Origin of the sequence: Luteococcus peritonei, assembly GCF_039526385.1 — a bacterium.
In the GTDB taxonomy this organism is placed as follows: Bacteria; Actinomycetota; Actinomycetes; order Propionibacteriales; family Propionibacteriaceae; genus Luteococcus; species Luteococcus peritonei.
The window spans coordinates 40,658-65,909 of sequence record NZ_BAAAIX010000015.1 but is presented as its reverse complement, the minus strand read 5'-3'; the positions used below and the strand labels follow the sequence as shown (position 1 = coordinate 65,909).

Annotated in this window: 26 protein-coding genes; 10 read left to right on the top strand and 16 right to left on the bottom strand. The window is 70.4% G+C overall.

The genetic code is table 11. The annotated features are described in order from the left end of the window. Window positions 1–91 precede the first annotated feature (91 nt). Window positions 92–1,510 carry an alanine/glycine:cation symporter family protein gene (locus ABD073_RS07080; RefSeq protein ID WP_343873297.1) on the top strand — a complete coding sequence of 473 codons (1,419 nt, stop codon included), beginning with the start codon at window positions 92–94 and terminating at the stop codon, window positions 1,508–1,510. 120 nt (window positions 1,511–1,630) lie between these two features. Here ABD073_RS07080 and ABD073_RS07075 read toward each other — a convergent pair whose 3' ends face one another. Continuing rightward, window positions 1,631–2,254, bottom strand: coding sequence for a mycothiol-dependent nitroreductase Rv2466c family protein (locus ABD073_RS07075; protein ID WP_343873296.1), 624 nt, complete (start codon window positions 2,252–2,254; stop codon window positions 1,631–1,633). A 159-nt stretch (window positions 2,255–2,413) separates the two neighbouring features. Here ABD073_RS07075 and pepN point away from each other — a divergent pair, with 159 nt between their 5' ends. From pepN to ABD073_RS07055, 4 genes are all read left to right on the top strand, one after another. Next, window positions 2,414–5,014, top strand: coding sequence for an aminopeptidase N (gene pepN, locus ABD073_RS07070; RefSeq protein ID WP_343873295.1), 2,601 nt, complete (start codon window positions 2,414–2,416; stop codon window positions 5,012–5,014). A gap of 144 nt (window positions 5,015–5,158) precedes the next feature. Then, on the top strand, window positions 5,159–5,617 hold the full coding sequence (locus ABD073_RS07065) for a toxin-antitoxin system HicB family antitoxin (RefSeq protein WP_343873294.1): 459 nt from the start codon (window positions 5,159–5,161) through the stop codon (window positions 5,615–5,617). 12 nt (window positions 5,618–5,629) lie between these two features. Then, complete coding sequence (locus tag ABD073_RS07060; RefSeq protein WP_343873293.1) at window positions 5,630–6,433, top strand: DUF4097 family beta strand repeat-containing protein; 804 nt, start codon at window positions 5,630–5,632, stop codon at window positions 6,431–6,433. Between the two features lie 103 nt (window positions 6,434–6,536). Beyond that, complete coding sequence (locus ABD073_RS07055) at window positions 6,537–6,704, top strand: hypothetical protein (protein ID WP_343873292.1); 168 nt, start codon at window positions 6,537–6,539, stop codon at window positions 6,702–6,704. A gap of 29 nt (window positions 6,705–6,733) precedes the next feature. Here the strand turns inward: ABD073_RS07055 and ABD073_RS07050 are convergent, their stop codons facing one another. The 9 genes from ABD073_RS07050 to ABD073_RS07015 all read right to left on the bottom strand — a co-directional run bounded on the left by ABD073_RS07050 (window position 6,734) and on the right by ABD073_RS07015 (window position 13,995). Next, a complete protein-coding gene (locus ABD073_RS07050) occupies window positions 6,734–7,393 on the bottom strand; it encodes a sirohydrochlorin chelatase (RefSeq protein ID WP_343873291.1) in 660 nt (219 codons plus the stop codon). After that, complete coding sequence (locus tag ABD073_RS07045) at window positions 7,393–8,304, bottom strand: sulfite exporter TauE/SafE family protein (protein ID WP_343873290.1); 912 nt, start codon at window positions 8,302–8,304, stop codon at window positions 7,393–7,395. Before ABD073_RS07045 ends, ABD073_RS07050 begins: the two co-directional genes overlap by 1 nt. Further along, window positions 8,301–8,465 carry a hypothetical protein gene (locus ABD073_RS07040; protein WP_343873289.1) on the bottom strand — a complete coding sequence of 55 codons (165 nt, stop codon included), beginning with the start codon at window positions 8,463–8,465 and terminating at the stop codon, window positions 8,301–8,303. Before ABD073_RS07040 ends, ABD073_RS07045 begins: the two co-directional genes overlap by 4 nt. 25 nt (window positions 8,466–8,490) lie before the next feature. Next, window positions 8,491–9,831, bottom strand: coding sequence for a sulfate adenylyltransferase subunit 1 (locus tag ABD073_RS07035; RefSeq protein WP_343873288.1), 1,341 nt, complete (start codon window positions 9,829–9,831; stop codon window positions 8,491–8,493). Beyond that, window positions 9,831–10,745, bottom strand: a complete 915-nt coding sequence (gene cysD / locus ABD073_RS07030) for a sulfate adenylyltransferase subunit CysD (protein ID WP_386751629.1) — start codon at window positions 10,743–10,745, stop codon at window positions 9,831–9,833. Before cysD ends, ABD073_RS07035 begins: the two co-directional genes overlap by 1 nt. Next, complete coding sequence (locus ABD073_RS07025; protein ID WP_343873286.1) at window positions 10,727–11,572, bottom strand: phosphoadenylyl-sulfate reductase; 846 nt, start codon at window positions 11,570–11,572, stop codon at window positions 10,727–10,729. Before ABD073_RS07025 ends, cysD begins: the two co-directional genes overlap by 19 nt. Beyond that, on the bottom strand, window positions 11,569–13,266 hold the full coding sequence (locus ABD073_RS07020; RefSeq protein ID WP_343873284.1) for a nitrite/sulfite reductase: 1,698 nt from the start codon (window positions 13,264–13,266) through the stop codon (window positions 11,569–11,571). Before ABD073_RS07020 ends, ABD073_RS07025 begins: the two co-directional genes overlap by 4 nt. A 130-nt stretch (window positions 13,267–13,396) precedes the next feature. Further along, entirely contained in the window at window positions 13,397–13,483 is an 87-nt protein-coding gene (locus tag ABD073_RS15530) for a putative leader peptide (RefSeq protein ID WP_386751632.1), read from the bottom strand. 155 nt (window positions 13,484–13,638) lie between these two features. Continuing rightward, window positions 13,639–13,995, bottom strand: a complete 357-nt coding sequence (locus ABD073_RS07015) for a hypothetical protein (protein WP_343873283.1) — start codon at window positions 13,993–13,995, stop codon at window positions 13,639–13,641. 129 nt (window positions 13,996–14,124) lie between these two features. On the opposite strand from ABD073_RS07015, the gene pyrR reads away from it, so the two are divergent. The 4 genes from pyrR (at window position 14,125) to ABD073_RS06995 (ending at window position 17,339) form a co-directional block, all read left to right on the top strand. Further along, window positions 14,125–14,721, top strand: coding sequence for a bifunctional pyr operon transcriptional regulator/uracil phosphoribosyltransferase PyrR (gene pyrR, locus ABD073_RS07010; protein ID WP_343873282.1), 597 nt, complete (start codon window positions 14,125–14,127; stop codon window positions 14,719–14,721). Further along, entirely contained in the window at window positions 14,718–15,665 is a 948-nt protein-coding gene (locus ABD073_RS07005; RefSeq protein ID WP_343873281.1) for an aspartate carbamoyltransferase catalytic subunit, read from the top strand. Before pyrR ends, ABD073_RS07005 begins: the two co-directional genes overlap by 4 nt. Then, window positions 15,662–16,930: a dihydroorotase gene (locus tag ABD073_RS07000; RefSeq protein WP_343873280.1), complete on the top strand. Its 1,269-nt coding sequence runs from the start codon at window positions 15,662–15,664 to the stop codon at window positions 16,928–16,930. The genes ABD073_RS07005 and ABD073_RS07000 overlap by 4 nt, the downstream gene beginning before the upstream one ends. Window positions 16,931–17,123: 193 nt before the next feature. Continuing rightward, window positions 17,124–17,339, top strand: a complete 216-nt coding sequence (locus ABD073_RS06995) for a cation:dicarboxylate symporter family transporter (RefSeq protein WP_343873279.1) — start codon at window positions 17,124–17,126, stop codon at window positions 17,337–17,339. An 88-nt stretch (window positions 17,340–17,427) separates the two neighbouring features. Here ABD073_RS06995 and ABD073_RS06990 read toward each other — a convergent pair whose 3' ends face one another. The 5 genes from ABD073_RS06990 to uxaC all read right to left on the bottom strand — a co-directional run bounded on the left by ABD073_RS06990 (window position 17,428) and on the right by uxaC (window position 22,518). After that, window positions 17,428–17,826 (bottom strand): WGxxGxxG family protein, encoded by a 399-nt coding sequence (locus ABD073_RS06990; protein WP_343873278.1) that lies wholly within the window; start codon window positions 17,824–17,826, stop codon window positions 17,428–17,430. Window positions 17,827–18,139: 313 nt separating this feature from the next. Further along, window positions 18,140–18,559, bottom strand: coding sequence for an OsmC family peroxiredoxin (locus tag ABD073_RS06985; RefSeq protein WP_343873276.1), 420 nt, complete (start codon window positions 18,557–18,559; stop codon window positions 18,140–18,142). A gap of 87 nt (window positions 18,560–18,646) precedes the next feature. Beyond that, window positions 18,647–19,720, bottom strand: a complete 1,074-nt coding sequence (locus ABD073_RS06980; protein WP_343873275.1) for a PfkB family carbohydrate kinase — start codon at window positions 19,718–19,720, stop codon at window positions 18,647–18,649. 27 nt (window positions 19,721–19,747) lie between these two features. Further along, entirely contained in the window at window positions 19,748–21,106 is a 1,359-nt protein-coding gene (locus tag ABD073_RS06975) for a mannitol dehydrogenase family protein (RefSeq protein WP_343873274.1), read from the bottom strand. After that, on the bottom strand, window positions 21,103–22,518 hold the full coding sequence (gene uxaC, locus ABD073_RS06970) for a glucuronate isomerase (RefSeq protein WP_343873273.1): 1,416 nt from the start codon (window positions 22,516–22,518) through the stop codon (window positions 21,103–21,105). Before uxaC ends, ABD073_RS06975 begins: the two co-directional genes overlap by 4 nt. Window positions 22,519–22,705: 187 nt before the next feature. Here uxaC and ABD073_RS06965 point away from each other — a divergent pair, with 187 nt between their 5' ends. After that, a complete protein-coding gene (locus ABD073_RS06965) occupies window positions 22,706–23,998 on the top strand; it encodes a lactate racemase domain-containing protein (protein ID WP_343873272.1) in 1,293 nt (430 codons plus the stop codon). A 27-nt stretch (window positions 23,999–24,025) separates the two neighbouring features. Here ABD073_RS06965 and ABD073_RS06960 read toward each other — a convergent pair whose 3' ends face one another. Further along, window positions 24,026–25,051 carry a LacI family DNA-binding transcriptional regulator gene (locus ABD073_RS06960; RefSeq protein WP_343873271.1) on the bottom strand — a complete coding sequence of 342 codons (1,026 nt, stop codon included), beginning with the start codon at window positions 25,049–25,051 and terminating at the stop codon, window positions 24,026–24,028. Between the last annotated feature and the right edge of the window lie 201 nt (window positions 25,052–25,252).

Genomic DNA, 25,252 nt, shown 5'->3' with positions numbered 1-25,252 from the left:
ATCCTTGCCAAGCGGTGCCCGAGACGCTTGGCTCTGACGAAATTCGTCCACTTCCCCGGCCTGCACACATCCACCCGTCTGGAGTTCGCCCATGAACGACTTCCTCGTCGCCGTCGACGACGTCCTGTGGGGACCCTTCGTCCTCATCCCGCTGCTGCTCGGCACCGGCATCTGGCTCACCGCCAGGCTGCGCGGCGTCCAGTTCACCAAGCTCGTCCCCGCCCTGGCGCTCGCCTTCGTGCGCCGCCACGACGGCCATGAGGAGGAGGGCGACGTCTCGCACTACCAGGCGCTCGCCACCGCCCTGGCTGCCACCGTGGGCGTCGGCAACATCGCCGGCGTCGCCACCGCCATCCACCTGGGCGGCCCCGGCGCCCTGTTCTGGATGTGGATCAGCGCCATCTTCGGCATGGCTGCCAAGTACTCCGAGGCCTTCATGGGCGTGCGCTTCCGCACCATGGACGCCAAGGGCGAGGTCTCCGGCGGCCCGCAGTACTACCTGCAGCGCGCCATCCCCGGCCCGCTGGGCAAGTTCCTGGCCCTCTTCTTCGCGATCGCCGCCGTGGTGGCCAGCTTCGGCATCGGCAACATGACCCAGTCCAACTCGGTGGCCTCGGCCATGCATGACACCTTCGGCATCTCCCCCATGGTGGTGGGCCTGGTGCTGGCCGTCCTGACAGCGCTCGTGCTGCTCGGCGGCATCAAGTCGATCTCCCGGGTGACCAGCGCCTTCGTCCCCTTCATGATCGTCTTCTACGTGGTGGCCGGCGCCGTCGTGCTCGCCATCAACTTCCGCGGCATCATCCCCGCCCTGGGCCTGGTCTTCACCGACGCCTTCACCGGCACCGCCGCGGTTGGTGGCTTCGCCGGTGCCGCCATGGCCCAGGCCATCCAGTTCGGCATCGCCCGCGGCATCTTCTCCAACGAGTCCGGCATGGGCTCGGCGGCCATCGTCGCGGCCGCCGCCAAGACCAAGCACCCGGTGCGGCAGGGCCTGGTGTCCATGACCCAGACCTTCATCGACACCATCATCGTCGTCTCGATGACCGGTCTGGTGATCCTCACCACCGGCGTCTGGCGTGAGGGCAAGACCGGCGCGGCGCTCACCGCCCAGGGCTTCTCCACCGGCCTGCCCGGCACCTGGGGCGGCATCATCGTCGCCCTCTCGCTGATCTTCTTCGCCTACTCCACCGTGCTCGGCTGGGCCTACTACGGCGAGCGCAACGTGGAGCGGCTGGTGGGCGTCAAGGGCGTGCTGCCCTACCGGCTGATCTTCTCCGCCATCGTCTTCGTGGGCGCGACCATGGAGCTGTCGACGGTGTGGACCTTCTCCGACATCGCCAACGGGTTGATGGCCATCCCGAACCTGATCGGCCTGCTGATCTGCTCCGGCCTGATCGCCCGCGAGACCAAGGCCTACCTGTCGGTGGACCCCACCCTGCACCACGAGCCGGCGGTCTCCACCCTGGAGGGCACCGAGCACCTGGAGGCCGGGCGCCGGGAGCGCTGAGCCCCGAAGCTGGCGCCGCCCGGGGCCCCGGGACCGCCCGGACATGATTGTGGGGATGATTTGAGTGCGTAGTCGACTCAAATCATCCCCACAATCCGTCAGGGGGCTCCTACCAGGGCCTCAGTCGAGGATCGGACCCACGGTGCGGGTGCGCTTCAGCTCGTAGAAGCCGTCGTACTCGGTGACCAGGGCGAAGCCGTCGAACAGGCGGCCGGCCTGCTCACCCTTGGGGGCGGGGCTGATCACGGGGCCGAACAGGGCCTTGCCGTTGATGTGGATCACGGGGGTGCCCACCTCGTCGCCCACCGGGTCCATGCCCTCATGGTGGCTCTTGCGCAGCGCAGCATCGAGCTCGTCGGGCTCGTCACCGGGCTTCCAGGCGTCGGCCCGGTCGGCGATGGAGGCGTCCAGGCCGCACTCGGCCAGCGCGGCGCGCACCGTCTCCACCGTCTTGGGCTCCTTGCCCAGGTGGTAGCGAGTCCCCAGGGCGGTGTAGAACTCGCGCAGCTTCTCGCTGCCCGCCTCCTGCTCCACCAGGATGCAGGCTCGCACGCCGATCCAGCCCTCGAGCATGTGCTGGACATACTCCTCCGGCAGGTCACGCCCGTCGTTGAGGACCGACAGGCTCATCACGTGGAAGGTGGTGCGCACGTCGCGGACCTTCTCCACCTCGAGCATCCAGCGCGAGGTCATCCAGGCCCACGGGCACAGCGGGTCGAACCAGAAGTCAACAGCAGTCGTCATGCAGCCAGCCTAGTCGCCGGGGCCCGTGCCATCGGCCGGCCCGGATTGAACACTTGACCATGAGGGCTGCCGCGCTAGGCTCAACCGGTTCAGGTTCGCAGCTCCCGCTCCGGGAGATCCGCCATCCACCGCGACGAGCCGTCGCCAGAAAGGTTTGCGATGAAGCCGGCAAACATCACCCGCGCGACCGCACGGGAACGCTCCCAGGTCATCACCGCGGAGTCCTACGAGGTCACCGTGGACCTGTCAGGCCTGGGCATGGACGGCGAGCCGCTCGCGGATGCCGAGACCTTCCTGTCCACCAGCAGCATCGTCTTCCACTCCACCGGGGGCGCCAGCCACGTCGATGTGATCGCCGACCAGGTGGTCGAGGCCTGGCTGGACGACGAGCACGCCGTGGACGTGAGCGGTTACGCCGACGGCAAGCTGCCCTTCACCACCGAGCCGGGCGACCACCGGCTCACCGTGGTGGCGCTGTGCCGCTACTCCCACACCGGCGAGGGGCTGCACCGCTTCGTCGACCCGGCCGACGGGCGCACCTACCTCTACACCCAGTTCGAGACCGCCGACGCGCGTCGGATGTATGCCAACGTCGAGCAGCCCGACCAGAAGGCCACCTTCCAGCTGACCGTCGTGGCGCCCGCCCACTGGACCGTGGTGAGCAACCAGCTGGCCGTCGAGCCGGAGGAGGGCGCGAACGGCTGCGGCATCTGGGAGTTCGAGCCCACCCTGCGGATGTCCAGCTACATCACCGCCCTCGTGGCCGGCGAGTACCACCGCGTGGAGCACACCATCGCCTCGAAGGCCGGTGACATCCCCGCCTCGGTGATGTGCCGTCAGTCGATGGTGGAGCACCTGGACGACGAGCGGATCATGCGCACCACCCAGCGCGGCTTCGAGGTCTTCGAGGAGGCCTTCGGCCATCCCTACCCCTTCGGCAGCTATGACCAGGTCTTCGTGCCGGAGTTCAATGCCGGCGCCATGGAGAATGCCGGCTGCGTCACCTTCCGCGACGAGTACCTGTTCCGCTCCCGGGTCTCCGCGGACCGCTACGAGGCCCGCGACAACACGATCCTGCACGAGCTGGCCCACATGTGGTTCGGCGACCTGGTCACCATGACCTGGTGGGACGACCTGTGGCTGAACGAGAGCTTCGCCGAGTGGGCCAGCCACTTCGCGATGCACCGGATCAACGCGGCCGACGGGGGCTCCGACCCATGGGTGGGCTTCTGCAATGCCCGCAAGACCTGGGCCTACCGCCAGGACCAGCTGCCCACCACCCACCCGATCGCCGCGGACATGGTGGACCTGGAGGCCGTCGAGCAGAACTTCGACGGCATCACCTACGCCAAGGGCGCCTCCACGCTGAAGCAGCTGGTGGCGCAGGTGGGCGAGGAGAACTTCCTGCAGGGCGTGCGCGCCTACTTCGCCGAGCACGCCTTCGGCAACACCGAGCTTGCCGACCTGCTGGGCGCGCTGGAGCAGGCCTCCGGCCGTGACCTGTCGAACTTCGCCGGCGAATGGCTCGAGACCACCGGTGTGAACACCCTGCGCGCCGACTTCGACCTCGACGAGCAGGGCCGCTTCACCCGCTTCGATGTGGTGCAGTCCGCCGCCCCCGAGCACCCGACGCTGCGCAGTCACCGGCTGGCCATCGGCATCTTCACGCTCCAGGGCGAGGGCGAGCAGCGGGTGCTGAGCCGCACCGACGAGATCGAGGTGGACATCTCGGGCGAGCGCACCGCCGTGCCCGCGCTGGTGGGTTCCCACCGCGGCGACCTGGTGCTGCTCAACGACCGTGACCTGACCTATGCCAAGGTGCGCCTCGACGAGGCCTCGCTGGCCACGCTGGTGGACCACATCCACCAGCTCGACGACCCGCTGGCCCGCGCGGTCTGCTGGTCGGCGGCCTGGGACATGTGCCGCGACGCGGAGATGCGCTCCGACGACTACCTGGCCCTGGTGCTTCGCGGCATCGCCACCGAGACCGACCCGAATGCTCTCTCGGCGCTGCGGATGCAGGCCCAGACCGCCGCCGTGGCCTACACCCCCGCCGAGCGCCGCTCCGAGACCCGGGCGCGTCTGGTGGCCGGTCTGGCCGGGTTGCTGAAGCAGGCCGAGCCGGGAACCGACCACCAGCTCGCCTTCGCCAGTCAGCTGATCACCGCCGTGGACAGCGAGGCGGGGGCGGCGCTGCTGAAGGCCTGGCTGGTGGGCGAGGAGGTGCCCGAGGGCCTCGAGGTGGATGCCGACCTGCGGTGGCGGATCGTGTGCACCCTGGCCCGGATGGGCCAGATCGACGCCGCCGGGATCGACGCCGAGGCGCAGCGTGACCAGACCATCGCCGGTGCCCAGTGGGCCGCCGGTGCCCGTTCCGCGCTGCGCGACGAGCAGACCAAGGCCGAGGCCTGGCGCCTGGCCACCGAGGATGAGAGCGTCCCGAACGGTACCCACGGCGCCATCTGCAGCTGGTTCTGGAGCTACAACCAGGCCGAGATGCTGCGCGGCTACGAGGAGCGCTACCTCGACGTGGTGCGCCGGATCAGCGCCGCCGAGGGCCTCTGGGCCACCCGCGGCCATTCCGCCAGCCAGAACGTGCTGGTGCTGCTCTTCCCCACTCCGCTGGCCGACGAGGCCTTCCTGGGCAAGGTGGACGAGCTGCTGGCCGAGCCCGGCCTGTCGGACCAGGTGCGCCGGGTGCTGCTGGAGCAGCAGGACAATGCCCGCCGCACCCTGCGCTGCCAGGCCGCCAGCCGCTGACAGCCTGCAGACGAGCACCGACGAGGGGCCGACCGGAGATCCGGTCGGCCCCTCGTCGTGTGCTGATGCCGCACCTGAGGCAGCCCGACAAGTTGACACCACCAACCCCTTCACATGACACCATGATGGTGTCATGCTGATGTCATGCAACTGGACGCACACCTCGCCTCGTTGGCTCGCGAGCTGGCCCACGCCACCGCCCTGGCCGACCAGGAGACCCGCTCCGTCGTGGAGCGGCTGGCCCCCACCCTGGACGCCTCGTTGCGCCTGATGCTGCTGGAGGTGCTCGTCGAGGCCGCCGCGGAGGTCAGCGCCCAGCTCGGCGACGAGCAGGTCAGTGTCCGGATGGTCGGCCGCGAACCCGAGCTGGTGCTGGACCGCAGCATCGTGGCCCCACCCGCACCGGCCGGCCCCGTCGAGGAGGACGAGACCACCAGCCGGATCACCCTGCGCCTGCCCGAGGGGGTCAAGAGTCGCGCCGAGGCGGCCGCCCAGGCGCAGGGCACCTCCCTGAACAGCTGGATCACCGAGGCCTGCCGCCAGGCCCTCGAACCGCAGAAGAACAGCCACCGAGGCCAGCGCCGGATCACCGGCTGGGCCTGATTGGAGACCATCATGACCACGCAGACCGAACCCACCACCACCGCCACCACCCATCCGTTCACCCCGGGCATGCGCCTCGACCTGGTGGCCTCCGAGGCCGACGTCGAGCTCTTCTTCGACCGCACGACGCCCGAGGCCGAGGTGGTCATCACGGCCAGCGAACCGGCCTATCTGGAGCACTCGTTGAAGACCAGCCGCAGCGACGACCGCCTGGAGGTGGTCGTGCCTCCCCTGCTGACCGCCGGTCCGGAGAAGGGCTTCGCCCTGCAGATCGGACGCTTCAGCCTCTCGCTGGGCCACACCGCGGGCGTCACGGTGGAGGTCCACCTGCCCGCCGGGAGTGCGGTGCGCGTCGACGGCGGCTCCGGCGACCTGCGGCTGGAGGGCCGCCCGGGCACCGTGCAGCTGGACACCAGGTCCGGCGACATCACCCTCGACGTGCTGGAGGCCGGACAGCTGCGCTCCGCCTCCGGTGACATCACGGTGGACGAGATCGCGGCAGAGCGCCCGGTCACCCTCGCCTCCAGCTCCGGAGACCTGGCGGTGGAGCGCTGCACGGGCCCGGTGGAGCTGGGAACCTCCTCGGGTGACATCACACTGAGCAGCATGGGGGCGGGTGAGCTGACCGCCCGCACCAGCTCCGGCGACATCACCGTCGGCGTCGTGGCGGGGCTGCCGGTCTGGCAGGAGCTCTCCACCGCCAGCGGAGACCTGGACAACCGGCTCAGCTCGCGCGGCGAGCCGGTGGGCGGGGCCCCGCGGCTGCAGGCCCGGATCCGTACCGCCTCGGGAGACCTGTCCCTGCACGACGCCTGACAACCGCCAGGTCTCCACGGCACCCATGGCCGTTCGGTCAGAGCAGGCGGCATTGTCCTTTCGGTGCTGGCAGTGCCCGCGAGGACCGTGATTGGCTGCAGGCATGGGAACCGTGGAGATGCTCGCCGCCGTGATGGGAAGCTTCCTGGCCCCCGTGCTGGGTGCGGCCGTGCTCTACGTGCTGGTCCGCCTGGGCGTCCGTCATGGCATGCGCGACGCCTTCCTGGAGCGTGACGCCCAGCTGCAGGAGCCGGTCCGCGAGCGTCGCTGATCGCCCCGGCCGGACCGGGCGGAATCCGCTCAGGCCGTGCGCAGCGCCAAGGGGGCCCGCACCCGCTCGCAGAGCAGGTCCACCAGGCAGGGGTGTGCCCCGATCGGCGCGGAGCAGCCGTCGGCACCGCCGTCGGCCAGCTTGTCGGCGAAGAAGCCCGGGGCCAGCAGGTAGCTGGCCACCCCGACCCGTTCGAACCCTTCCGCCCGTCCGGCGGCGACGGCCTGCGGCAGTTCGGCGGGAGTGACCACCCGAACCGTGACGCCCCAGCGGGAGGCCAGCAGCGCCGCAGCGGTGCCGGCCTCCGCGCGGCTCTCCGGATCGGAGGAGCCGGCCCACCCCAGCAGGGTCAGCGGCCAAGGCCCGCCCGCCTCCACGACGCGCTGGTGCACCGCATCCAGCACCAGCTCGTGGGGGCCCAGGTGGGCGGTCAGGACGGCGCCATCCGCGCGCGCCACCGACCGGGGCAGGTCGTGCTTGACGTGGTAGCCCGCGCCCAGGAAGGCCGGGACCACCAGATCACCGGGTGCGATCAGCTCGTCGACGTGCGGTTCGGCCACATCCACCCAGCCCAGCCGCACCGGCTCGGACAGGCGCTGCTCCAACTGGCTGCGCAGCTGCTCCACCACCGCCCGTCCCTGCGCCGAACGGGTGCCGTGGGCGGCCAGCAGGATCCCCGACGGCCACATCAGACACCCACCAGGTGGTCATCGGGCACCGAGGTCTCCGCCTGTTCGGCCCGGTCGCGACGCAGCCGTCGCAGTCCCACGCCCACTGCGACGGCCCAGGCCAGCAGCACCAGCAGGGTGATCGGCAACCGCGCGGAACCCGGCACGTCGAAGGCCCGGAACAGGGTGGCCAGGTTGGTGAGGACCACGAAACCGCCCACCAGCGAGCCCATCACCTGGGCGGGGATCCGGCTCACCAGCCAGGCCGCCACGGGGGCGGCCACCAAGCCACCGGCCAGCAGGGCGAGCACCAGGTCGAGCCGGACGCCGGTGCTGCCCAGGCTGAGCAGGAAGCCGAGCGAGGCGGCCAGCGAGACCAGGAACTCGCTGGTGTCCACCGACCCGATCACGGTGCGCGGGCTGGTGCGTCCCGCGCTGACCAGGGCGGTGGTGGAGATCGGGCCCCAGCCCCCACCACCGGTGGCGTCGACGAAGCCACCCAGCAGGCCGAGCGGCGCCAGGAAGCGACGCCCGTGCGGCGAGGTGGTGGCCGTCGCCACCTGCGGCGGGCGCCAGGTGAAGCGGCTCAGGATGAAGACACCCAGCGAGACCAGGATCAGCGCCATCACCGGCTGCGCGGCCTCGGTGGAGATCCGGGAGAGCACCGTGGCGCCCAGGAAGGAGCCGACGGCACCGGGCACGCCGAGGCGCGCCACCAGCCACCAGTCCACATTCTTGAGCCGCCAGTGCGAGACCCCGGAGGCCACATTGGTGCCCAGCTCGGCCAGGTGCACCGAGGCCGAGGCCACCGCCGGCGTCATCCCGGCGGCCAGCAGCACCGAGGTGGAGGTGACGCCGTAGCCCATGCCCAACGAGCCGTCGATCAGCTGCGCCACCAGGCCGGCCAGCGCGAAGGTGAGCAGCCGCCTCATCGTTGCCCGCCCCGCTGGTCCAGCACCGGGCGCTGGTCGAGACCGACGGACTCCATCACCATGCCCGGCATGGCGCACGGCTCGTCGCGGCGGGGGCGAAGGCTCACCGCGACGGCGGCGACCCAGAGCACGAGCAGGGCCAGGCTGATGATCGAGTTCATGGTCTCGTTCCTTTCAGGGGGTGGGCTAGATGGACCAGTTGATGGCGGAGGCGGCGTGCACGATGCCCGGCGCGCCCGGGTCGGTGACCATGCCGGCGGCCAGGGTGAGGCCCTGCTGGGCGTCGATGAGCAGGAAGGCACCGGTGACGCGAGAGGTGCGGTAGTCCTCGGCCATGACGGGTTGGGCGAGCTTGATCCGCACCCGGCCGATGTCATTGAGCGACAGCTGCTCGGTGGGCTGTGGGGTCATGGTGTCGAGGTCGAGTCGACCCTCGATGTCGCGCACGATGGCCTGCACGGTGCGGGTGGTCTGCTTCAGCAGCACCCGCTGGCCGATCCGCAGCGGGGCGTCGCCCAGCCAGGCCACCATGGCGTCCACCTCGGTGACCGGCTGCGGGGCGTCGCCGGCGGCGGCGATCAGCTCGCCGCGGGTGATGTCGATCTCGTCGGCCAGCCGCAGGCTCACCGACTCCCCCGCCGCGGCCTGCTCCAGGCTGCCGGTGGCGGTGTCGATGCCCACGACCCTGGTGGTGCGACCGCCGGGCAGCACCACCACCTCGTCGCCCACGCGCACCGTGCCCTGCCCCACCTGGCCGGCATAGCCGCGGTACTCGACGTGCTCGGGGCTGATGGCGGCCTGCTGCGGACGCAGCACGTACTGCACACCGAAGCGCAGCGGCAGCTCCTCGCGGCCCTGCTCGGGGCTGATGGTGACCAGCAGCTCCAGCAGGCTGGGGCCGGTGTACCAGCCCATCCGCTCGGAGCGCTCCACCACGTTGTCGCCCTGCAGCGCCGAGACCGGGATGGTGGTCAGCGCCTCGACGGCCAGCTCACGGCCCACCTGCTGGATCTCGGCGGCCACCTGCTCGTAGCGCTGCTGGTCGAAGTCCACCAGGTCGAGCTTGTTCACCGCCACCACCACGTGCGGCACGCGCAGCAGGGCCGCGACGGCCAGGTGGCGCCGGGTCTGCTCCAGCACGCCGCGACGCACGTCCACCAGCAGCACCAGCACGTCGGCGGTGGAGGCGCCGGTGACGGTGTTGCGGGTGTACTGCACGTGCCCGGGGCAGTCGGCCAGGATGAAGGTGCGTTCCGGGGTGGCGAAGTAGCGGTAGGCCACGTCGATGGTGATGCCCTGCTCGCGTTCGGCGCGCAGGCCGTCGGTGAGCAGCGCCAGGTCGGCGCCGGTCAGGCCGCGCTCGCGGCTGACCCGCTCCACGGCGTCGAGCTGGTCGGCCAGGATGTTCTTGCTGTCGAAGAGCAGCCGGCCCACCAGGGTGGACTTGCCGTCGTCGACGCTGCCGGCCGTGGCCAGCCGCAGCAGGGTGGACTCCCCCAGCGTGGTGTCGGTCGTGGTGGCACTCATCAGAAGTAGCCCTCCTTCTTGCGGTCCTCCATGGCCGCCTCGGTCATCCGGTCGTCGGCGCGGGTGGCGCCCCGCTCGGTGATGGTGGTGGCGGCCACCTCGGCCACCACGTCGTGCACGTCCATCGCCTCGGAGTCGACGGCGCCGGTGCAGGACATGTCGCCGACGGTGCGGTAGCGCACCTGGCGGGTCTCCACCTGCTCGCCCTCGCGGGGCTGGGAGACCGCGCCGACGGCCAGCCACATCCCGTCGCGGCAGAAGACCTCGCGCTGGTGGGCGTAGTACAGGCCGGGCAGCTCGATGCCCTCGCGCTCGATGTAGCGCCAGACGTCCAGCTCGGTCCAGTTGGACAGCGGGAAGACGCGGACGTGCTCGCCGGGGCGGTGGCGGGCGTTGTAGAGGTTCCACAGCTCCGGGCGCTGGTTGCGCGGGTCCCACTGGCCGAACTCGTCGCGCAGGCTGACGATGCGCTCCTTGGCGCGCGCCTTCTCCTCGTCGCGACGGCCACCGCCGTAGACCGCGTCGAACCGGTTCTCCGCGATGCCGTCCAGCAGCGGGACGGTCTGCAGCGGGTTGCGGGTGCCGTCGGGGCGCTCGGTGAGGCGGCCGTCGTCGATGTAGTCCTGCACCTTCTTGACCACCAGGCGCAGGCCCATCCGCTCGACGGTGCGGTCGCGGTAGTCGATCACCTCGTCGAAGTTGTGGCCGGTGTCGACGTGCATCACCGGGAAGGGGACGGGTGCCGGCCAGAAGGCCTTGGCGGCCAGGTGCAGCATGACGATCGAGTCCTTGCCGCCGCTGAACAGCAGCACCGGGCGCTCCAGCTCGGCGGTGACCTCTCGGAAGATGTGGATGGACTCGCTCTCGAGGGCATCCAGATGGCTCATGGTGTGGCTCACAGGTGGATTCCGCATTCTGTCTTGGCGAGACCGGCCCAGCGGCCGGCTCGGGGGTCTTCTCCGGGGGCGACGCGACGGGTGCACGGCTGGCAGCCGATCGACGGGTAGCCGTCAGCCAGCAGCGGGTTGGTGGGCACCCCGTGGCCGGTGGCGAAGTCGAGGACGTCCTCGAAGCTCCAGGCCGCGATCGGGTTGAGCTTGACCAGCTCGTGGGTGGCGTCCCACTCGAGCAGCTGGGCGTTGGCGCGCAGCGCATTGTCCTCGCGACGGATGCCGGTCACCCAGGCCTCGTAGCCGGACAGCGCGCGGGCCAGCGGTTCCACCTTGCGGATGCCGCAGCAGGCGCCCGGGTCACGCTCGTAGAGCCTCGGCCCGTACTGCTCGTCCTGCTGCTCGACGGTGATGGCGGGCAGCACGTCGACCACGTTCACCGGCCAGCTGGTGGCCAGCGCGTCGCGGGTCTGGTGGGTCTCGGGGAAGTGGAAGCCGGTCTCCAGGAAGAGCACGTCCACGTCCGGGATGGTCTGGCTGACCAGGGCCGGCAGGATGGTGTCGGCCGCCATCGAGCAGGCCACCGCCAGCGCCTCGCCGAACTCCTCGGCGGCCCAGCCCAGCAGCTCCTCGGCGCTCGAGGTGGCCAGCCGCTGCTGGTTGGCGTCCACCAGGGCGCGCAGCTCCTCGGTGCTGCGGCGCGGGCCGGTCCGCAGGCTGCCGGCTGCCGGCACCACGGGTGCGCCAAGCTGCAGTCCGGGCGCCACGAATCCCTCGCGGGCCGCGGCCCCCAGGCTGTCCCCCTGGCGGGTGAGGTCCTTCGGCTTTCCGTCGACGGGTGCATCGCTCATCGCAGCACGTCCTCCTCGGCGCGGTGCGCCCATTCGGCGAAGGTCTCGTCGCCCTCGCGGTGGGACAGGTAGTTGCGGGTGACGCGCTCGACGTAGTCGGGCAGGTCGTCGGCGGTCACCTTGAGCCCGCGCACGGTGCGACCCAGGCCGGCCTCCTCGCGGTCGGCACTGGCCAGACCGCCGCCCAGGTGCACCTGGAAGGCGAAGTCGTCGCCGGCCAGCTGGCCCTTGAGGCCGATGTCGGCGATCTGGATCCGGGCACAGGAGTTGGGGCAGCCGTTGATGTTCAGGCTGATCGGGCGGTCCAGTTCCACGTCGCCGAGGCGCTGCTCCAGGTCGGTGATGGTGCGCGCCGCCAGGCCCTTGGTCTCGACGAAGGCGAGCTTGCAGAACTCGATGCCGGTGCAGGCCATGGTGGCCTGCCGGAAGGGCGAGGGGTGGGCGGTCAGCCCGATGGCGTCCATCCCGGCCACCAGCTGGTCCACCTTCTCGGGATCCACATCGAGCACCAGGATCTTCTGCTTGACGGTGAAGGCGATCCGGCCCGAACCGGCGGCCTCGGCCAGGTCGGCGATCTGGTTCAGCAGGGTGCCCGACAGCCGTCCCACCACCGGGGCGAAGCCGACATAGGCGCGGCCGTCCTTCTGCTGGTGCACGCCCAGGTGCTCGGCCGAGCCGGTGGGGCGGGCCGGGGCGGGGCCGTCGGCGAGCCGGTAGCCCAGGTACTCGGTCTCCAGCACCTCACGGAACTTCTCCGGCCCCCACTCGGCCAGCAGGAACTTCAGCCGGGCCTTGGTGCGCTGCTTGCGATAGCCGTAGTCACGGAAGATGCCGGTGACGCCGGCCCAGACCTCGACGGCCTGCTCGGGCGTCACGAAGGCGCCGAGGCGCTCGGCCAGCCGCGGCGTGGTGGACAGCGCGCCGCCCACCCACAGGTCGTAGCCGGCGCCCAGCTCGGGGTGCTGCACGCCGACGAAGGAGATGTCGTTGATCTCGTGCACCACGTCGAGGCTGGGATGGCCGGTGAGCGCGGTCTTGAACTTGCGCGGCAGGTTGGCGAAGGACTCGTCGCCGATCCAGCGCTCCGCGATGGCGCGGGCCTGCGGGGTGGGGTCGATGATCTCGTCGGCGGCGATGCCGGCCACCGGGCTGACCAGGAAGCCACGCGGCGTGTCGCCGCAGGCCTCCGTGGTGCTCAGGCCCACCGCGGCCAGCCGGGTCCAGATCTCGGGCAGGTCCTCGACCCGCAGCCAGTGGAACTGGATGTTCTGCCGGTCGGTGATGTCGGCGGTCTCCCGGGCGAAGTCGACGCCGATGCCGCCCAGGGTGCGGACCTGGTCCAGGGTGAGTTGCTGGCCGTCGATGCGCACCCGCATCATGAAGTAGTCGTCGCTCAGCGCATCCGCGTCCAGCTTGGAGGTCTGGCGGGCGTCGATGCCCTGCTTGCGCTGGGTGTAGACGCCCAGCCAGCGGAAGCGGCCGTGCAGGTCATCGGTGGGGATCGACTCCAGGCCCAGCTTGGAGTAGGTGTCGATCACCCGCTGGCGCACGTCCAGCGGGTTGGACTCGGCCTTGAACTCCTCGTTGTGGTTCAGCGGCTCGTGGCCGTCCACCTTCCACTGGCCCTTGGACTGCCCGGCCCTGGGAAGGCGCACGCGACTCGGCGCGGTCTCGGTTGCGGGATTCTGGCTCACTGTGGCTCACCTCGGTTGGAGATGGCGCGTGAGCACGGGCGGCAGGTTCTGACAGACCTGCTGGTGGGGGTGTCCGGGCGTCACGCGCCCGGACGGTTTCTGCCCTGTGGGAGGGCTCGTCAGACGCGGGTCAACGCATCCAACACATGCAGCCATTGAGGCGCAGCAGGTCCACGTGACGACGGGTCACGAGGAGCGGGTTGCTGGCGGTCTGCATGTCCGTGAGTCAACCACGCGACCTCCCGATTTCCAATCTGGTCTCAACTTCTGGGATCTCGTCGAGGACGCCGGGAACGACGAGAGGCCCCCGGCCGGGTGGCCGGGGACCTCTCGCGAAGGCCTTGCTGGACGGGCGCCGCAGGCGCCGCAGGATCAGTGGCGGAACTGGTCCGCCGCGGTGGCGCCACCCCGGCGACCCGGCTCGGGGTCCACCTCCAGCTCGTCGTGGCGGGCATCGGTGTCGACGGCGCGCGCGGGCGCACCCTCGACGGCGCGCGAGGGCTGGGCGCGGCGCAGCGCGGGGCGGTCGGGATCGTCGACCAGGCCGACGGCGGCCTCCTCCTGCGCCACGGCGTGGCGGCGGCTGCCGCCCAGGAAGAAGGCGGTGACCAGGGCGCCGAGCAGCAGCGGGCCGAGGATGCAGATCAGGAACAGGTGCCACAGCGAGGGCTCGGGAACCTCGGGCCAGCCGGGGAAGGTGAAGGTGTCCAGCAGCGTCCATGCGTTCATGTCCCGGATCCTAGCGAATCCGGCCCCCGGTCGGTGTGCGACCACCCCTCGGCTGTTGCTAGATTGGCGGTTCGAGGACCTTCGTCCCCGAACCGCGGTGACATCGGGGTCCCAGAGCGGAGACCCATCGTGACATCCGAAGCCCCACCGCCCGAGCGTGCCGACGATCCCGGCGCCGATGTCGGCCCGGTGCGGACCATCCTCGACTCCGCCGAGATCGCGCGATCGCTGACCCGCATGGCCCACCAGGTGGTGGAGCTGAACCATGGCGCGGACGACCTGATCGTGCTCGGCATCCCCACCCGAGGCGTGCCGCTGAGCCGTCGCCTGGCCGCCCTGGTGGGCCAGGTGGAGGGCGTCGAGGTGCCGGTGGGAACGCTGGACATCACCATGTACCGCGACGACCTGCGCAAGAACCCCACCCGCAAGGTGGGCCCCACCCATGTCCCGGGCAGCATCGAGGGCAAGAACCTGGTGATCGTCGACGACGTGCTGCAGTCCGGCCGCACCGTGCTGGCCGCGCTGGACGCGCTCAAGGACATCGGCCGCCCGGCCCGGGTGATGCTGGCCGTCCTGGTGGACCGCGGTCACCGCGAGCTGCCGCTGCAGGCCGACGTGACCGGCCTGGCCATCGGCACCGCCGCCGACGAGCGGGTCAGCGTGCACCTGTCCGAGGCCGACGGCACCGACGAGGTCACCATCCAGCGTGTGGGAGGAGTGCGATGAAGAACCTGCTGGCGGCATCCAACCTGGACCGCGCCGAGGTGCTCGGCATCCTGGACCTGGCCGAGGAGATGCACGAGGTGCAGGGCCGCGAGATCAAGAAGCTGCCCACCCTGCGCGGTCGCACCATCATCAACATGTTCTTCGAGGACTCCACCCGCACCCGCACCTCCTTCGAGATCGCGGGCAAGTGGATGAGCGCGGACACCATCAACGTCTCCGCCAAGGGCTCCAGCGTCAGCAAGGGCGAGTCCATGAAGGACACCATGCTCACCCTGGACGCGATGGGGGTGGACTGCTTCGTGATCCGCCATGCCGGCTCCGGCACGGTGCAGCAGGCCGCCGACTGGGTGCGCGCCAGCGTGGTCAATGCCGGCGACGGCTCCCACGAGCATCCCACCCAGGCGCTGCTCGACGCCTATGCCATGCGCCAGCACTTCCGCAGCCTCGACGGCGGTCCGGTGGACGGTTTCGAGGGCCGCACGGTGGCCATCACCGGCGACCTGCTGCACTCCCGCGTGGTGCGCTCGAACGTGAGCCTGCTCAACACCCTGGGCGCCGAGGTGCTGCTCTGCGCTCCCCCGACCCTGATGCCCACCGGCGCGGACCAGTGGGGTGTCGAGGTGGTGCAGGACTTCGACGAGGCGCTGCAGCGCGCCGACGTCGCCATGATGCTGCGGGTGCAGCGCGAGCGGATGAGCTCGGGCTTCTTCCCCAGCGCCCGGGAGTACATCGCCGGCTGGGGGCTCACAGCCAACCGCCTGCGCCGGCTGCGCGAGGGCGTCGCGATCATGCATCCGGGCCCGATGAACCGTGGCCTGGAGATCTCCAGCGAGGCGGCCGATGCCGCGAGCTCGCTGATCCTTGACCAGGTCTCAGCCGGTGTCGCCGTCCGGATGAGCGTCCTGTACCACGTGCTCGGCGGCTCGAACGAGGGATCCAAGTGACCAACTACCTGATCAGCGGCGCCCGACTGGCCGACGGCACCACCACCGACCTGCACCTGCACGAGGGGCGGATCGTCGACGAACCGGTGCCCGGCGCCGAGCGGATCGACGCCGACGGCCTGCTGGCCCTGCCCGGCCTGGTGGACCTGCACACCCACCTGCGCGAACCCGGCCGTGAGGATGCCGAGACGGTGCGCACCGGCACCCTGGCCGCGGCGCGCGGCGGCTTCACCGCCGTCTTCGCCATGGCCAACACCGACCCGGTCACCGACGACGCCGAGAAGGCGGAGTACATCCAGCTGCTGGGCCGTCGCGACGGCTCGGCCCAGGTGGTGCCGATCGGTGCCGTCACCAAGAACCTGGACGGCAAGGAACTGGCGGAGATGGGCCTGATGGCCCGCTCCGAGGCGGCGGTGCGGGTCTTCAGCGACGACGGCAGGTGCGTCATGGACTCGCTGCTGATGCGTCGCGCGCTGGAATGGGTGCGCCCCTTCGACGGCGTCATCGCCCAGCACTCCCAGGACGCCGGCCTGGCCGGCCCCGGCGCCTGCTGCCACGAGTCGGAGATCTCGGGCCGGCTCGGCCTGGGCGGCTGGCCCGCGGTGGCGGAGAGCGTCATCATCGCCCGCGACGTGCAGCTGGCCGAGCTGACCCGCTCGCGGCTCCACGTCTGCCACATCTCCACCGCCGAGGGCGTCGAGGTGGTGCGCTGGGCCAAGCAGCGCGGCATCAACGTGACCGCCGAGGTGACCCCGCACCACCTGCTGCTCGGCACCCGTGAGGTGGAGGGCTACGACACCACCTTCAAGGTCAATCCCCCGCTGCGCACCGACGAGCACATCGAGGCGGTCCGCGAGGCGCTGGCCGACGGCACCATCGACGTGGTGGGCACCGACCACGCCCCGCACGCCGCGCAGGACAAGGACCACGCCTTCGCCGACGCGCGCCCCGGCATGCTCGGGCTGGAGCAGGCCCTGGCGGTGGTGATGGAGACCATGGTGGAGACCGGCCGGATGGACTGGCCCACCCTGGTGGAGCGGATGAGCACCGCCCCGGCACGCATCGGCCGGATCGCCGACCAGCAGGGCCAGCCCCTGGTGCCCGGCTCGGTGGCCAACCTGGTGCTGGTGGACCCCTCCGCCCGCGGCACCGTCGACCGCGAGGCCTCGGCCTCGATGAGCCGTAACAACCCCTACCACGGCCGCGAGCTGCCCGATCCGGTGGTGGCCACCTTCTGGCAGGGACGGCGCACCTTCCAGCGCTGACCCCGCATGCCTGCTGCACCTCGGTCTGCCCTGTCCTCGCCGGTCCCCGGTCCGCCCCTGCGGCGGCCCGGGGACCGTCGTGCTCCCGGTGCGGGAATGCGCCGCCCCGCCGCGACGTTGTACCGTCCCGGAGCGCAGGACAGCGGCCGGCGCGACACCAGCACCGCAGGGCATCGACAGGAAGGGGACGGCCATGGGCATCCTGGGCCTGCCCCTGGAGGGCGTCGGCCTGCTGCTGGCCATCGACCCGATCCTCGACATGATGCGCACCGCCACCAATGTGGCCGGCCAGGCCGCGATCCCCGTGATCGTCGCCAAGCGCCACGGCATCCTGGACGAGGAGGTCTACAACGGCCGGCACCTGGCCCAGGACCGCGTCGAGGAGCGGGAGTTCTCCCCCGCGCTGTGACACCTCCTGGCATGACACGGGCGCCCGGGAGCAGTTGCTCCCGGGCGCCCGTGGTGTCCGTGCCGGTCGAGGTGAGACCGGCGTCGGATCAGATGTCGCGACGACCGTCGTTGTTCAGGTCGCCCTGACGCAGGTTGTCGGTGCGGCTGTTCAGGTTGTCGGTGCGGTTGACGTCGTGACGGACATCGTTGCGCACGTCGTGGTTGGTCTCCACGCGACGGGTCTCCACGTGGGCGGGACGCACGGTGGTGTGGTGCTCCGGCTTCTTGCGGAGACCAGCCAGGCCGGCCAGGCCCAGCAGACCGGTGAGGCCCCACAGGCCGGTGCGATCCTTCTCGTGCACGGTCTTGGTGGTGGTCTCGGTCTCGGTCGCGGTGGCGGTCGCGGTCGGCGAGGGGGTCGGGGTGGCGGTCTGGGCCTCGGCGATCTGGGGGGCACCCAGGACGACGACACCGGCCAGAGCGGAAGCGGCGAGAGTCTTGCGCATGATTTTTCTCCTCGTTTTTCGGGGAAGGAATTACTGCGGTCCTCCGTCCGGCAATTACCCCCGGACGACGCTTGGAAACACTAGGTGCAAACAACTCCACAGTGCCTACCCAATCCACTCACAGCGAACGCCAAGCGGCTTGTGAGCGGCGATTCCACCCCAGAAGATGCACCCAAAGGGGTGGGAATCGACGATTTTGGTCAGCCAGTGATCGACATGGGTGCCGCAATTCTTCACCGCATGACAAATGGCACCCGATCATCGGGTGCCATTGGTCTGTCCCCGGTCGATTGCAGCTGCCGGGGGCGAGAAATCAGACGATCTCGAGGGTCTTCGGGACCGAGGCAAGGGCCTGCGAGACCGGGCAGTTCTCCTTCGCCCACTCGGCCTTCTCGGCGAAGTCGTCGGCGCTCAGGCCGGGCACGTCGCCCGACACCTTCAGCGTGATGCCGGTGATCCCCTGGCCGGGCTGGAAGCTCACCTCGGCGGCGGTGTCCAGGCTGGTGGCGGGCGTGCCGTCCTGGGCCAGCTTGTTGCTCAGCGCCATCGAGTAGCAGGTGGCGTGCGCGGCCGCGATCAGCTCCTCGGGGTTCGTGGTGCCCTGGCCGGCCTCGGCGCGGGCGGCCCACTTCACGTCGAAGCCGGCGACGCCGGAGGTGGCCAGCTCGGTGCGGCCCTGGCCCTCCATGAGGGTGCCTTCCCAGTGTGTGGTGGCGGTGTTGGTGGTGGCCATGTCGGTTCTCCTTCTGGGGTTCTGGACGGGACAGGGCCCACCCTGCCACACGGGTGCGTGGCCGGGCAGGCCCTGTCCGGGGAGGGGTCAGCGCTTGATACGGGCGTTGCCCTTCCAGATGCTCCAGACCTGTTCCTCGTCGGCCGGGGCGCCGTAGTCGGTCATCATGGTGGCGGCCAGGGCTCCGGTGGCCCAGCCGAACTGCATGCACTTCTCGGCCGGCCAGCCCTGCAGGATGCCGTAGAGCAGGCCACCCACCGAGCCATCGCCGCCGCCGACGCGGTCCAGTACGCCGATCTCGCGCAGCTCGGCCACGTGGAAGTCGTCGTCGCCGTAGACCACCATGCCCCACTTGTGGGTGTTCACGCTGACCACCTCACGCAGCGTGGTGGCGTAGAAGGAGGCCTTCGGGTAGGCCTCCTGCAGGCGTCCGATCATGTCCTTGAAGCCGTCGATCTTGCTCTCGATGCCCTCGCCGCCGGGCGGGGGGCCCTGGATGCCCAGGCAGAGCTGGAAGTCCTCCTCGTTGCCGATCAGGACGTCGCACAGCTCGGCGATCTCGTGGAAGGCCTTGCCCAGCTCCTCCTCGCGGCCCTTCCAGAAGGAGGCGCGGTAGTTCATGTCCATGCTGACCACGGTGCCGTTGGCCTTGGCCTTCTTGGCCAGCTCGACGCAGAAGGCGCTGGTCTTCGGGCTGATCGCGGCCACCAGGCCGGACAGGTGCAGGATCTTGACGCCCTCCTCGACGAAGAGCTTGTCCAGGTCGAAGTCCTTGACGTCGAGTTCGCGGCCCACCTCGCCGGCACGGTCGTTCCACACGCGCGCGCCGCGCATGCCGTAGCCGGAGTCGGCGATGTTGAACTGGTGGCGGAAGCCCCAGGCGTCGCCCTGCGGGATGTCGGGTCCCTCGAAGGCCATGCCGCGGGCGCGCAGGTTCTGCTTGATGAAGGCGCTGATCGGCGAGCCCTCCACGAAATTGGTCAGCACCTTGGTGGGCAGGCCCAGGTAGCTGGACACCGAGGCGACATTGGTCTCGGCGGAGGTGGCCTGCATCAGGAAGCGGTCGGAGGTGTGGACCGGCTGGCCGTTCTCGGGTGTGATGCGGATACCCATGCTGGTGGGCACCACCAGCGCCCAGCGGGCGTCTTCTCGAAGCTGCATGTCATTCGTCCTTCGCTGTCGTGGCCGTCAGGCCTGGATCTCGGCCATCTGTCGCCTGACGCTATCGAAGATGCGTCCATCGTCGATCCCCAGGTGGCCGAGAACCCGGTGGACCGCAGTGTCCTCGTCGCCCTGCACCAGGGCCAGCACCTCCTCGGCACGGGCATCGGTGACCGGGGCGCCGGCGCCGCGCAGGTGCAGCACCCAGGCCGCGACGGCGCGGGTGGCACCCTCGGCCACCTCGCCCTGGGCCAACGAGGCCTTGATGGTGGGCACATGACGGATCAGCACCTTCTGCGAGCCGTCACCGGCGATCTGGGCCAACAGGTGCTTGATACGGGGGTTGCGGTAGCGAGCCAGCAGGGCCTCGCGGTAGTCGGCCAGCTCCTGGGCGGGCAGCTCCAGGTGCTTGACGGCATCGTCCCAGAAGTCGTTGACCCAACCGAGCACGGTCTCGTCGCTGATCGCCTCGTAGACGGTCTCGTGGCCGCGGATCGAGCCGGCATAGGCCATCAGGGAGTGCGAGCCGTTCAGCAGGGTGAGCTTGCGGGCCTCGTGCGGAGCCACGTCGTCGACGAAGCGGGCGCCCTTCGTCTCCCACTGCGGGCGGCCAGCCGTGAAGTCACCGCAGAGCACCCACTCGGAGAAGGGCTCGGTGACCACCAGGGCCGGGTCCTCGACGCCGGTCTCGGAGGCGACGCGCTCGCGGTCCTCGTCGGTGGTGCGCGGGGTGATCCGGTCCACCATCGTGGTGACCACGCCGACGTGCTGCTCGATCCACTCCACCAGGGAGGGGTCCACCCGCTCGGCGGCCTGGCTGACCAGGCGCTTCACCATCGGGCCGTTCTCCGGGATGTTGTCGCAGGGGCAGAAGGTGATGTCACCGGCGCCGGCCTCGCGACGGGCCAGCAGGCCGGCCACGAACTTCGCCGGTGCGGTGGAGACATCGGCCCTCGGATCGGCGGCCAGGGCGGTCAGGTCTGCGGTGAGCTGCTGGTTGGACGCGTCGAGGTTGCCCTCGGCATCGCGCAGGTAACCGGCCTCGGTGATGGTCGAGGTGACGATCGCCAGCTGCGGGTCGGCGAAGTAGCCGCGCCAGGCGTCCAGGTCGTCGGCGGCGTGCACCTCGGACAGGCAGCTGATCACCTCCACCTCGTCGCCCTCGGGGGTGGCGGTGCAGAGCTGGTAGAGGCCCTCGGAGGGGCGCAGGGTCTCGGCGATGGCGGCGGAGCGGCCGGTGAAGGCGGCGATCCCCCAGTCGGCCGCGTCGGCGGCGTGCTCGGTGTACCAGGCCTGGTGGGCGCGGGTGAAGTTGCCGATGCCCAGGTGCAGGATGCGCACCGGGGCCTTGGGACGGCCGTGGGTCTGTCGGGAGAGCGTGGTCACAGCTTGAACACCTTCTTCGGGTTGTTGCTGACGAGGTCCAGCAGGGAGTCGAGCGCCTCGTCCTCGTCGAGGCGGTGCTTGACCACCAGGTCGGCCAGGTGGGCGCAGTCCAGGCGACGGCTCATGTCGTGCCGGGCGGGGATGGAGCAGAAGGCGCGGGTGTCGTCGATCATGCCGGAGACGCGGCTGAAGCCGCCCATCTCGGTCACCGACTGCTTGAAGCGCATGATCGACTCCGGGGCGTCGATGAACCACCACGGGACACCGATGTAGACGCTGCGATACCAGCCGGCCAGCGGTGCGATCTCACGGCTGAAGACGTCCTCGTCCAGGGTGAAGATCACCAGGTTCAGGTTGGGGTGGTTGCCGAACTGGTCCAGCGCCGGCTGCAGGGCGTTGGTCACCTCGAGCTTGACCGGGATGTCATTGCCCACGTCGGCCCCGTAGCGACGGGTGGCCTCGGTGTCGTGGCCCCGGCGCACCGCCGGGTGCAGGGTGAGGGTGAGGCCGTCCTCGGTGGCCATCCGGATCTGGTCGGTGAGCAGCCAGCGGCGCAGCAGGGTGCACTCCTGCTCGCTCGCCTCGCCGCGACGGGCCTTGTCGTACAGGGAGGCAGCATCCACCTCGTCGAGGCGCACGGTGCCCAGGTCGGCATGGGAGTGGTCGGTGGAGACCGCCCCGTGCTGCTTGAAGAAGGCACGACGGTTCTCCATGGCGGCGGTGTAGCCGGCCAGGCTGTCCACGGCCACGCCGGCGGCCTCGCCGAGCGCGTCGACGAGCTGGTTCCAGTCCTCGCGCGCCGGCTCCAGGTACTTGTCGGGCCGGAAGGTGGGCACCACGCGACGGGTGAAGCCGGCGTCCTGGGCGATCTTCTCGTGGTGCTCCAGGCTGTCGCAGGGGTCGTCGGTGGTGGCGATGAAGGCGATGTCGAAGCTCTCCATCAGGGCCCTGGGCCGCATCGCCGGGGTGGCGAGCTGGGCGGCCACCTGGTCGTAGATCTGGTCAGCGGTCTCGGCAGAGGGGCGCACGTCGACGCCGAAGATGCCGCACAGCTGGTCCTGCATCCAGTAGCGCATCGCGGTGCCGTTGAAGTCGCGCCAGTGGGAGCAGAAGATCCGCCAGGCCTCGCGCGACTGCTGCTCGCTGAAGTCGCTGCCCACCGGCACCCCGAGCTGGGAGAGTTCCACGCCGTTGGCGTGCAGGATCCGGTTGATGTAGTGGTCGGGCGTCAGGAAGAGCGCGGTGGGATTGGTGAAGGGGACGTCGTCGGCGATCCACGCCGGCGGCACGTGGCCGTGGGGCGAGATGATCGGGAGGTGCTCCACCTCCGCGTAGAGACGCCGGGCCACCTCGCGGGTGGCAGCATCGGGCGGCAGGAGTCGGTCTGGGTTGAGCGTCATTGCACGGGCCATGGCGGCAATCCTGCTCAGGGCACGGCGCGGCCACCACGGGTTGCCAGTTGTTGCAGCCTTTCGACTGCGCGAAAACCCCTTCCCACAAGGGAGTTCGCGCCCCTTCGAGCGGAGGCGAGGGGGACCCTCCTCCGCCAACCGGCGGCAACCGCTTGCCGCGCCCCATCACCGCGGCTTGGATGGGGCCATGACCACTGCGATCCCCTGCGAGTCCATCGGCGGCCCCCACCAGCACGTCCAGGAGGCCGACTTCGAGGCCTTCGTCGAGCGCAACCTGGCCGCCCTCCCGCTGGACGGCAAGAAGGTGGTGCTGGTGGTGCCCGACGGCACCCGCTCGATGCCGCTGCCCCAAGTGATGCGCGTGGTGCACCGCTGCCTGGTCGACCGGGTGGGCCAGCTCACCGCCGTGATCGCGCTGGGCACCCACTCCTACATGGAGCCCGAGGAGATCGACCGGATGTTCGGGGTGGGCGGCGAGGGCCAGCCCGCCAGCCTCGCCGAGGCCTACCCCGGCCTGACGGTGGTCAACCACGAGTGGCAGGACCCCGAGCAGATCGTGAAGGTGGGCACCCTCACCGCGGACCGGATCGCCGAGCTGAGCCAGGGTGCGCAGAAGGTGGACGTGGACGTGGAGATCAACCGCCACGTCGTCGAGGCCGACTACAACATCGTGATCGGGCCGGTCTTCCCGCACGAGGTGGTGGGCATCTCCGGCGGCAACAAGTACTTCATCCCCGGCTGCGCCACCCACGACGCGATCGACCTGAGCCACTGGGTGGGCGCCCTGCTGGGCGTCGAGAAGGTGATCGGCACCACCGGCATCACCCCGATGCGCGCGATCATCAATGCCGGCACCGACCTGATCCAGAACGAGAAGCTGGCGCTCTGCCTGGTGGTGGAGTCCGGCACCGGGGAGCTGGAGGCCGCGGCCTTCGGCACCAGCGAGGATGCCTGGGCCGCGATGGCCGAGGTGGCCGCGGAGAGCCACATCGTCTGGGTGGACGAGCCCTTCCAGAAGATGGTGGCCTGCATGCCCACCCGCTATGACGACATCTGGACCGCCGCCAAGGGCTGCTACAAGGCGCAGCCCGCGATGGCCGACGGCGGCGAGGTGATCATCTACGCCCCGCACGTCACCGAGGTGAGCGAGACCCACCACGAGATCTACGAGATCGGCTACCACTGCATCGACTACTTCACCAAGCAGTGGGACCGCTTCTCCGAGGTGCCCAAGGGGGTGCTGGCCCATTCCACCCACGTGCGCGGCGCCGGCACCTGGGACCCGGCCACCGGCGAGCAGAACCGGATCAAGGTGACGCTGGCCACCCAGATCCCGCCGGAGGTCTGTGCGCAGGTCAACCTGGGCTATCTGGACCCGGCCACCGTCGACCTGGAGGCGCTGGCCGCCGAGCCCGGCACCACGGTGGTCGAGAATGCCGGCGAGGTCCTCTTCAAGCTCGCCAGGGACCGACGCGGCTGAGCCCCACCCCGCGACGGGCAGGGCGGCTCAGCGGCGCGCCGCCCGGGGCGCGGGGCCGGTGGACTCCCGCACCACCAGCTTCATCGGCATGGTGGACAGGGCGTCCTGCGGCAGCGGCTTCTGGGAGCGCAGCATGGCCAGCACCGCCTTGGTGGCGCTCTCCCCCAGCTGGCGCAGCGGGGCGGCGACGGTGGTGAGCGCCGGGCTGACCAGGTCGGAGGCGAAGGTGTTGTCGAAGCCCATCACGGAGTAGTCCCGCGGCACCTCGATCCCGCGGTGGGCCAGGCCCCGCAGCACGCCGATGGCGGTCAGGTCGTTGTAGCAGACCACCGCGCTCTCGCCGTGCGAGCCGAGCTGCTGGGCGGCCACCAGGCCGCCGCGCACCGTCGGGGCCACCGGGCCGTAGCGGCAGTCGTCGAGCTCCAGCTCGGAGCAGGCCTCGCGGAAGGCGCGCCAGCGGGTGCCATCCACCCAGGAGGCCTCCGGCCCGGCGAGGTAGGCCACCTTGCGATGCCCCAGCTCGCCCAGGTGCTCGAGCGCCCGGCGCATGCCGCGCTGGTTGTCGCTGGTCAGGCAGGGCAGGCCGGAGACCTGGCGGTTCAGCACCACGGTGGGCAGCTTCTTCGCCACACCGCGCAGCGCGGTGTCCGAGACCCGCGAGGTGACGATCACCAGGCCGTCCAGGGCCGGCAGGGTGCGCTCGAAGAAGGCGCGCTCCAGGTCGCTGGACTCCTGCGCATCGGCCAGCACGATCGAGAAGCCGGCCTCGTTGGCCACCTGCTCGGCGCCGCGGATGATGTTGAAGTAGAAGGGATTGGTGATGTCGCTGATCGCCAGGCCGATCATCTGGGTGCGCGGGGGCCGTTCGGCGCGGAAGACCGCGTCGGTGCGGTAGCCCAGCTCGCGGGCGATCTGGTGGATCCGGGCGGCCGTCTTGTCGCTCACCCGTCCCGGGCGCGAGAAGGCCCGGGAGACGGTGGAGGGGCTGACGCCGGCGGCCTCGGCCACCTGGTAGATCGTCGCGGAGCGTTCGCCGCCGCCATCGTTGTCCATGGGAGGACGTTAACTTTGGGCATGGTCCTTGGCAAGCGCTCTGGCAAGCCATTTCACAGCGTGGGGAGGCCCGTCCCGGTGGGTGGACGAGAGGTCAACAGATGGCAAGGGATGCAGCGGTGCACCCGGTGGTGGTTGCATGGGCCCATGGCCCGCCGCACCGAGGCGCGCGGCACCGGACGAGCAAGACCTGCAGCACCG

What these genes read in the sequence shown, in the direction of transcription:
- ABD073_RS07015 (WP_343873283.1), bottom strand. Translation starts at nt 13,995, where the DNA reads ATGAACGCATGGACGCTGCTGGACACCTTCACCTTCCCCGGCTGGCCC.
- ABD073_RS07060 (WP_343873293.1), top strand. Translation starts at nt 5,630, where the DNA reads ATGACCACGCAGACCGAACCCACCACCACCGCCACCACCCATCCGTTC.
- ABD073_RS07035 (WP_343873288.1), bottom strand. Translation starts at nt 9,831, where the DNA reads ATGAGTGCCACCACGACCGACACCACGCTGGGGGAGTCCACCCTGCTG.
- ABD073_RS07005 (WP_343873281.1), top strand. Translation starts at nt 14,718, where the DNA reads ATGAAGAACCTGCTGGCGGCATCCAACCTGGACCGCGCCGAGGTGCTC.
- ABD073_RS07055 (WP_343873292.1), top strand. Translation starts at nt 6,537, where the DNA reads ATGGGAACCGTGGAGATGCTCGCCGCCGTGATGGGAAGCTTCCTGGCC.
- ABD073_RS07065 (WP_343873294.1), top strand. Translation starts at nt 5,159, where the DNA reads ATGCAACTGGACGCACACCTCGCCTCGTTGGCTCGCGAGCTGGCCCAC.
- ABD073_RS06965 (WP_343873272.1), top strand. Translation starts at nt 22,706, where the DNA reads ATGACCACTGCGATCCCCTGCGAGTCCATCGGCGGCCCCCACCAGCAC.
- ABD073_RS07025 (WP_343873286.1), bottom strand. Translation starts at nt 11,572, where the DNA reads ATGAGCGATGCACCCGTCGACGGAAAGCCGAAGGACCTCACCCGCCAG.
- ABD073_RS07050 (WP_343873291.1), bottom strand. Translation starts at nt 7,393, where the DNA reads ATGTGGCCGTCGGGGATCCTGCTGGCCGCCCACGGCACCCGTTCGGCG.
- ABD073_RS07045 (WP_343873290.1), bottom strand. Translation starts at nt 8,304, where the DNA reads ATGAGGCGGCTGCTCACCTTCGCGCTGGCCGGCCTGGTGGCGCAGCTG.
- uxaC (WP_343873273.1), bottom strand. Translation starts at nt 22,518, where the DNA reads ATGGCCCGTGCAATGACGCTCAACCCAGACCGACTCCTGCCGCCCGAT.
- pepN (WP_343873295.1), top strand. Translation starts at nt 2,414, where the DNA reads ATGAAGCCGGCAAACATCACCCGCGCGACCGCACGGGAACGCTCCCAG.
- ABD073_RS06960 (WP_343873271.1), bottom strand. Translation starts at nt 25,051, where the DNA reads ATGGACAACGATGGCGGCGGCGAACGCTCCGCGACGATCTACCAGGTG.
- ABD073_RS07040 (WP_343873289.1), bottom strand. Translation starts at nt 8,465, where the DNA reads ATGAACTCGATCATCAGCCTGGCCCTGCTCGTGCTCTGGGTCGCCGCC.
- cysD (WP_386751629.1), bottom strand. Translation starts at nt 10,745, where the DNA reads ATGCGGAATCCACCTGTGAGCCACACCATGAGCCATCTGGATGCCCTC.
- ABD073_RS06985 (WP_343873276.1), bottom strand. Translation starts at nt 18,559, where the DNA reads ATGGCCACCACCAACACCGCCACCACACACTGGGAAGGCACCCTCATG.
- ABD073_RS15530 (WP_386751632.1), bottom strand. Translation starts at nt 13,483, where the DNA reads ATGCAGACCGCCAGCAACCCGCTCCTCGTGACCCGTCGTCACGTGGAC.
- ABD073_RS06990 (WP_343873278.1), bottom strand. Translation starts at nt 17,826, where the DNA reads ATGCGCAAGACTCTCGCCGCTTCCGCTCTGGCCGGTGTCGTCGTCCTG.
- ABD073_RS07075 (WP_343873296.1), bottom strand. Translation starts at nt 2,254, where the DNA reads ATGACGACTGCTGTTGACTTCTGGTTCGACCCGCTGTGCCCGTGGGCC.
- ABD073_RS07080 (WP_343873297.1), top strand. Translation starts at nt 92, where the DNA reads ATGAACGACTTCCTCGTCGCCGTCGACGACGTCCTGTGGGGACCCTTC.
- ABD073_RS06980 (WP_343873275.1), bottom strand. Translation starts at nt 19,720, where the DNA reads ATGCAGCTTCGAGAAGACGCCCGCTGGGCGCTGGTGGTGCCCACCAGC.
- ABD073_RS06995 (WP_343873279.1), top strand. Translation starts at nt 17,124, where the DNA reads ATGGGCATCCTGGGCCTGCCCCTGGAGGGCGTCGGCCTGCTGCTGGCC.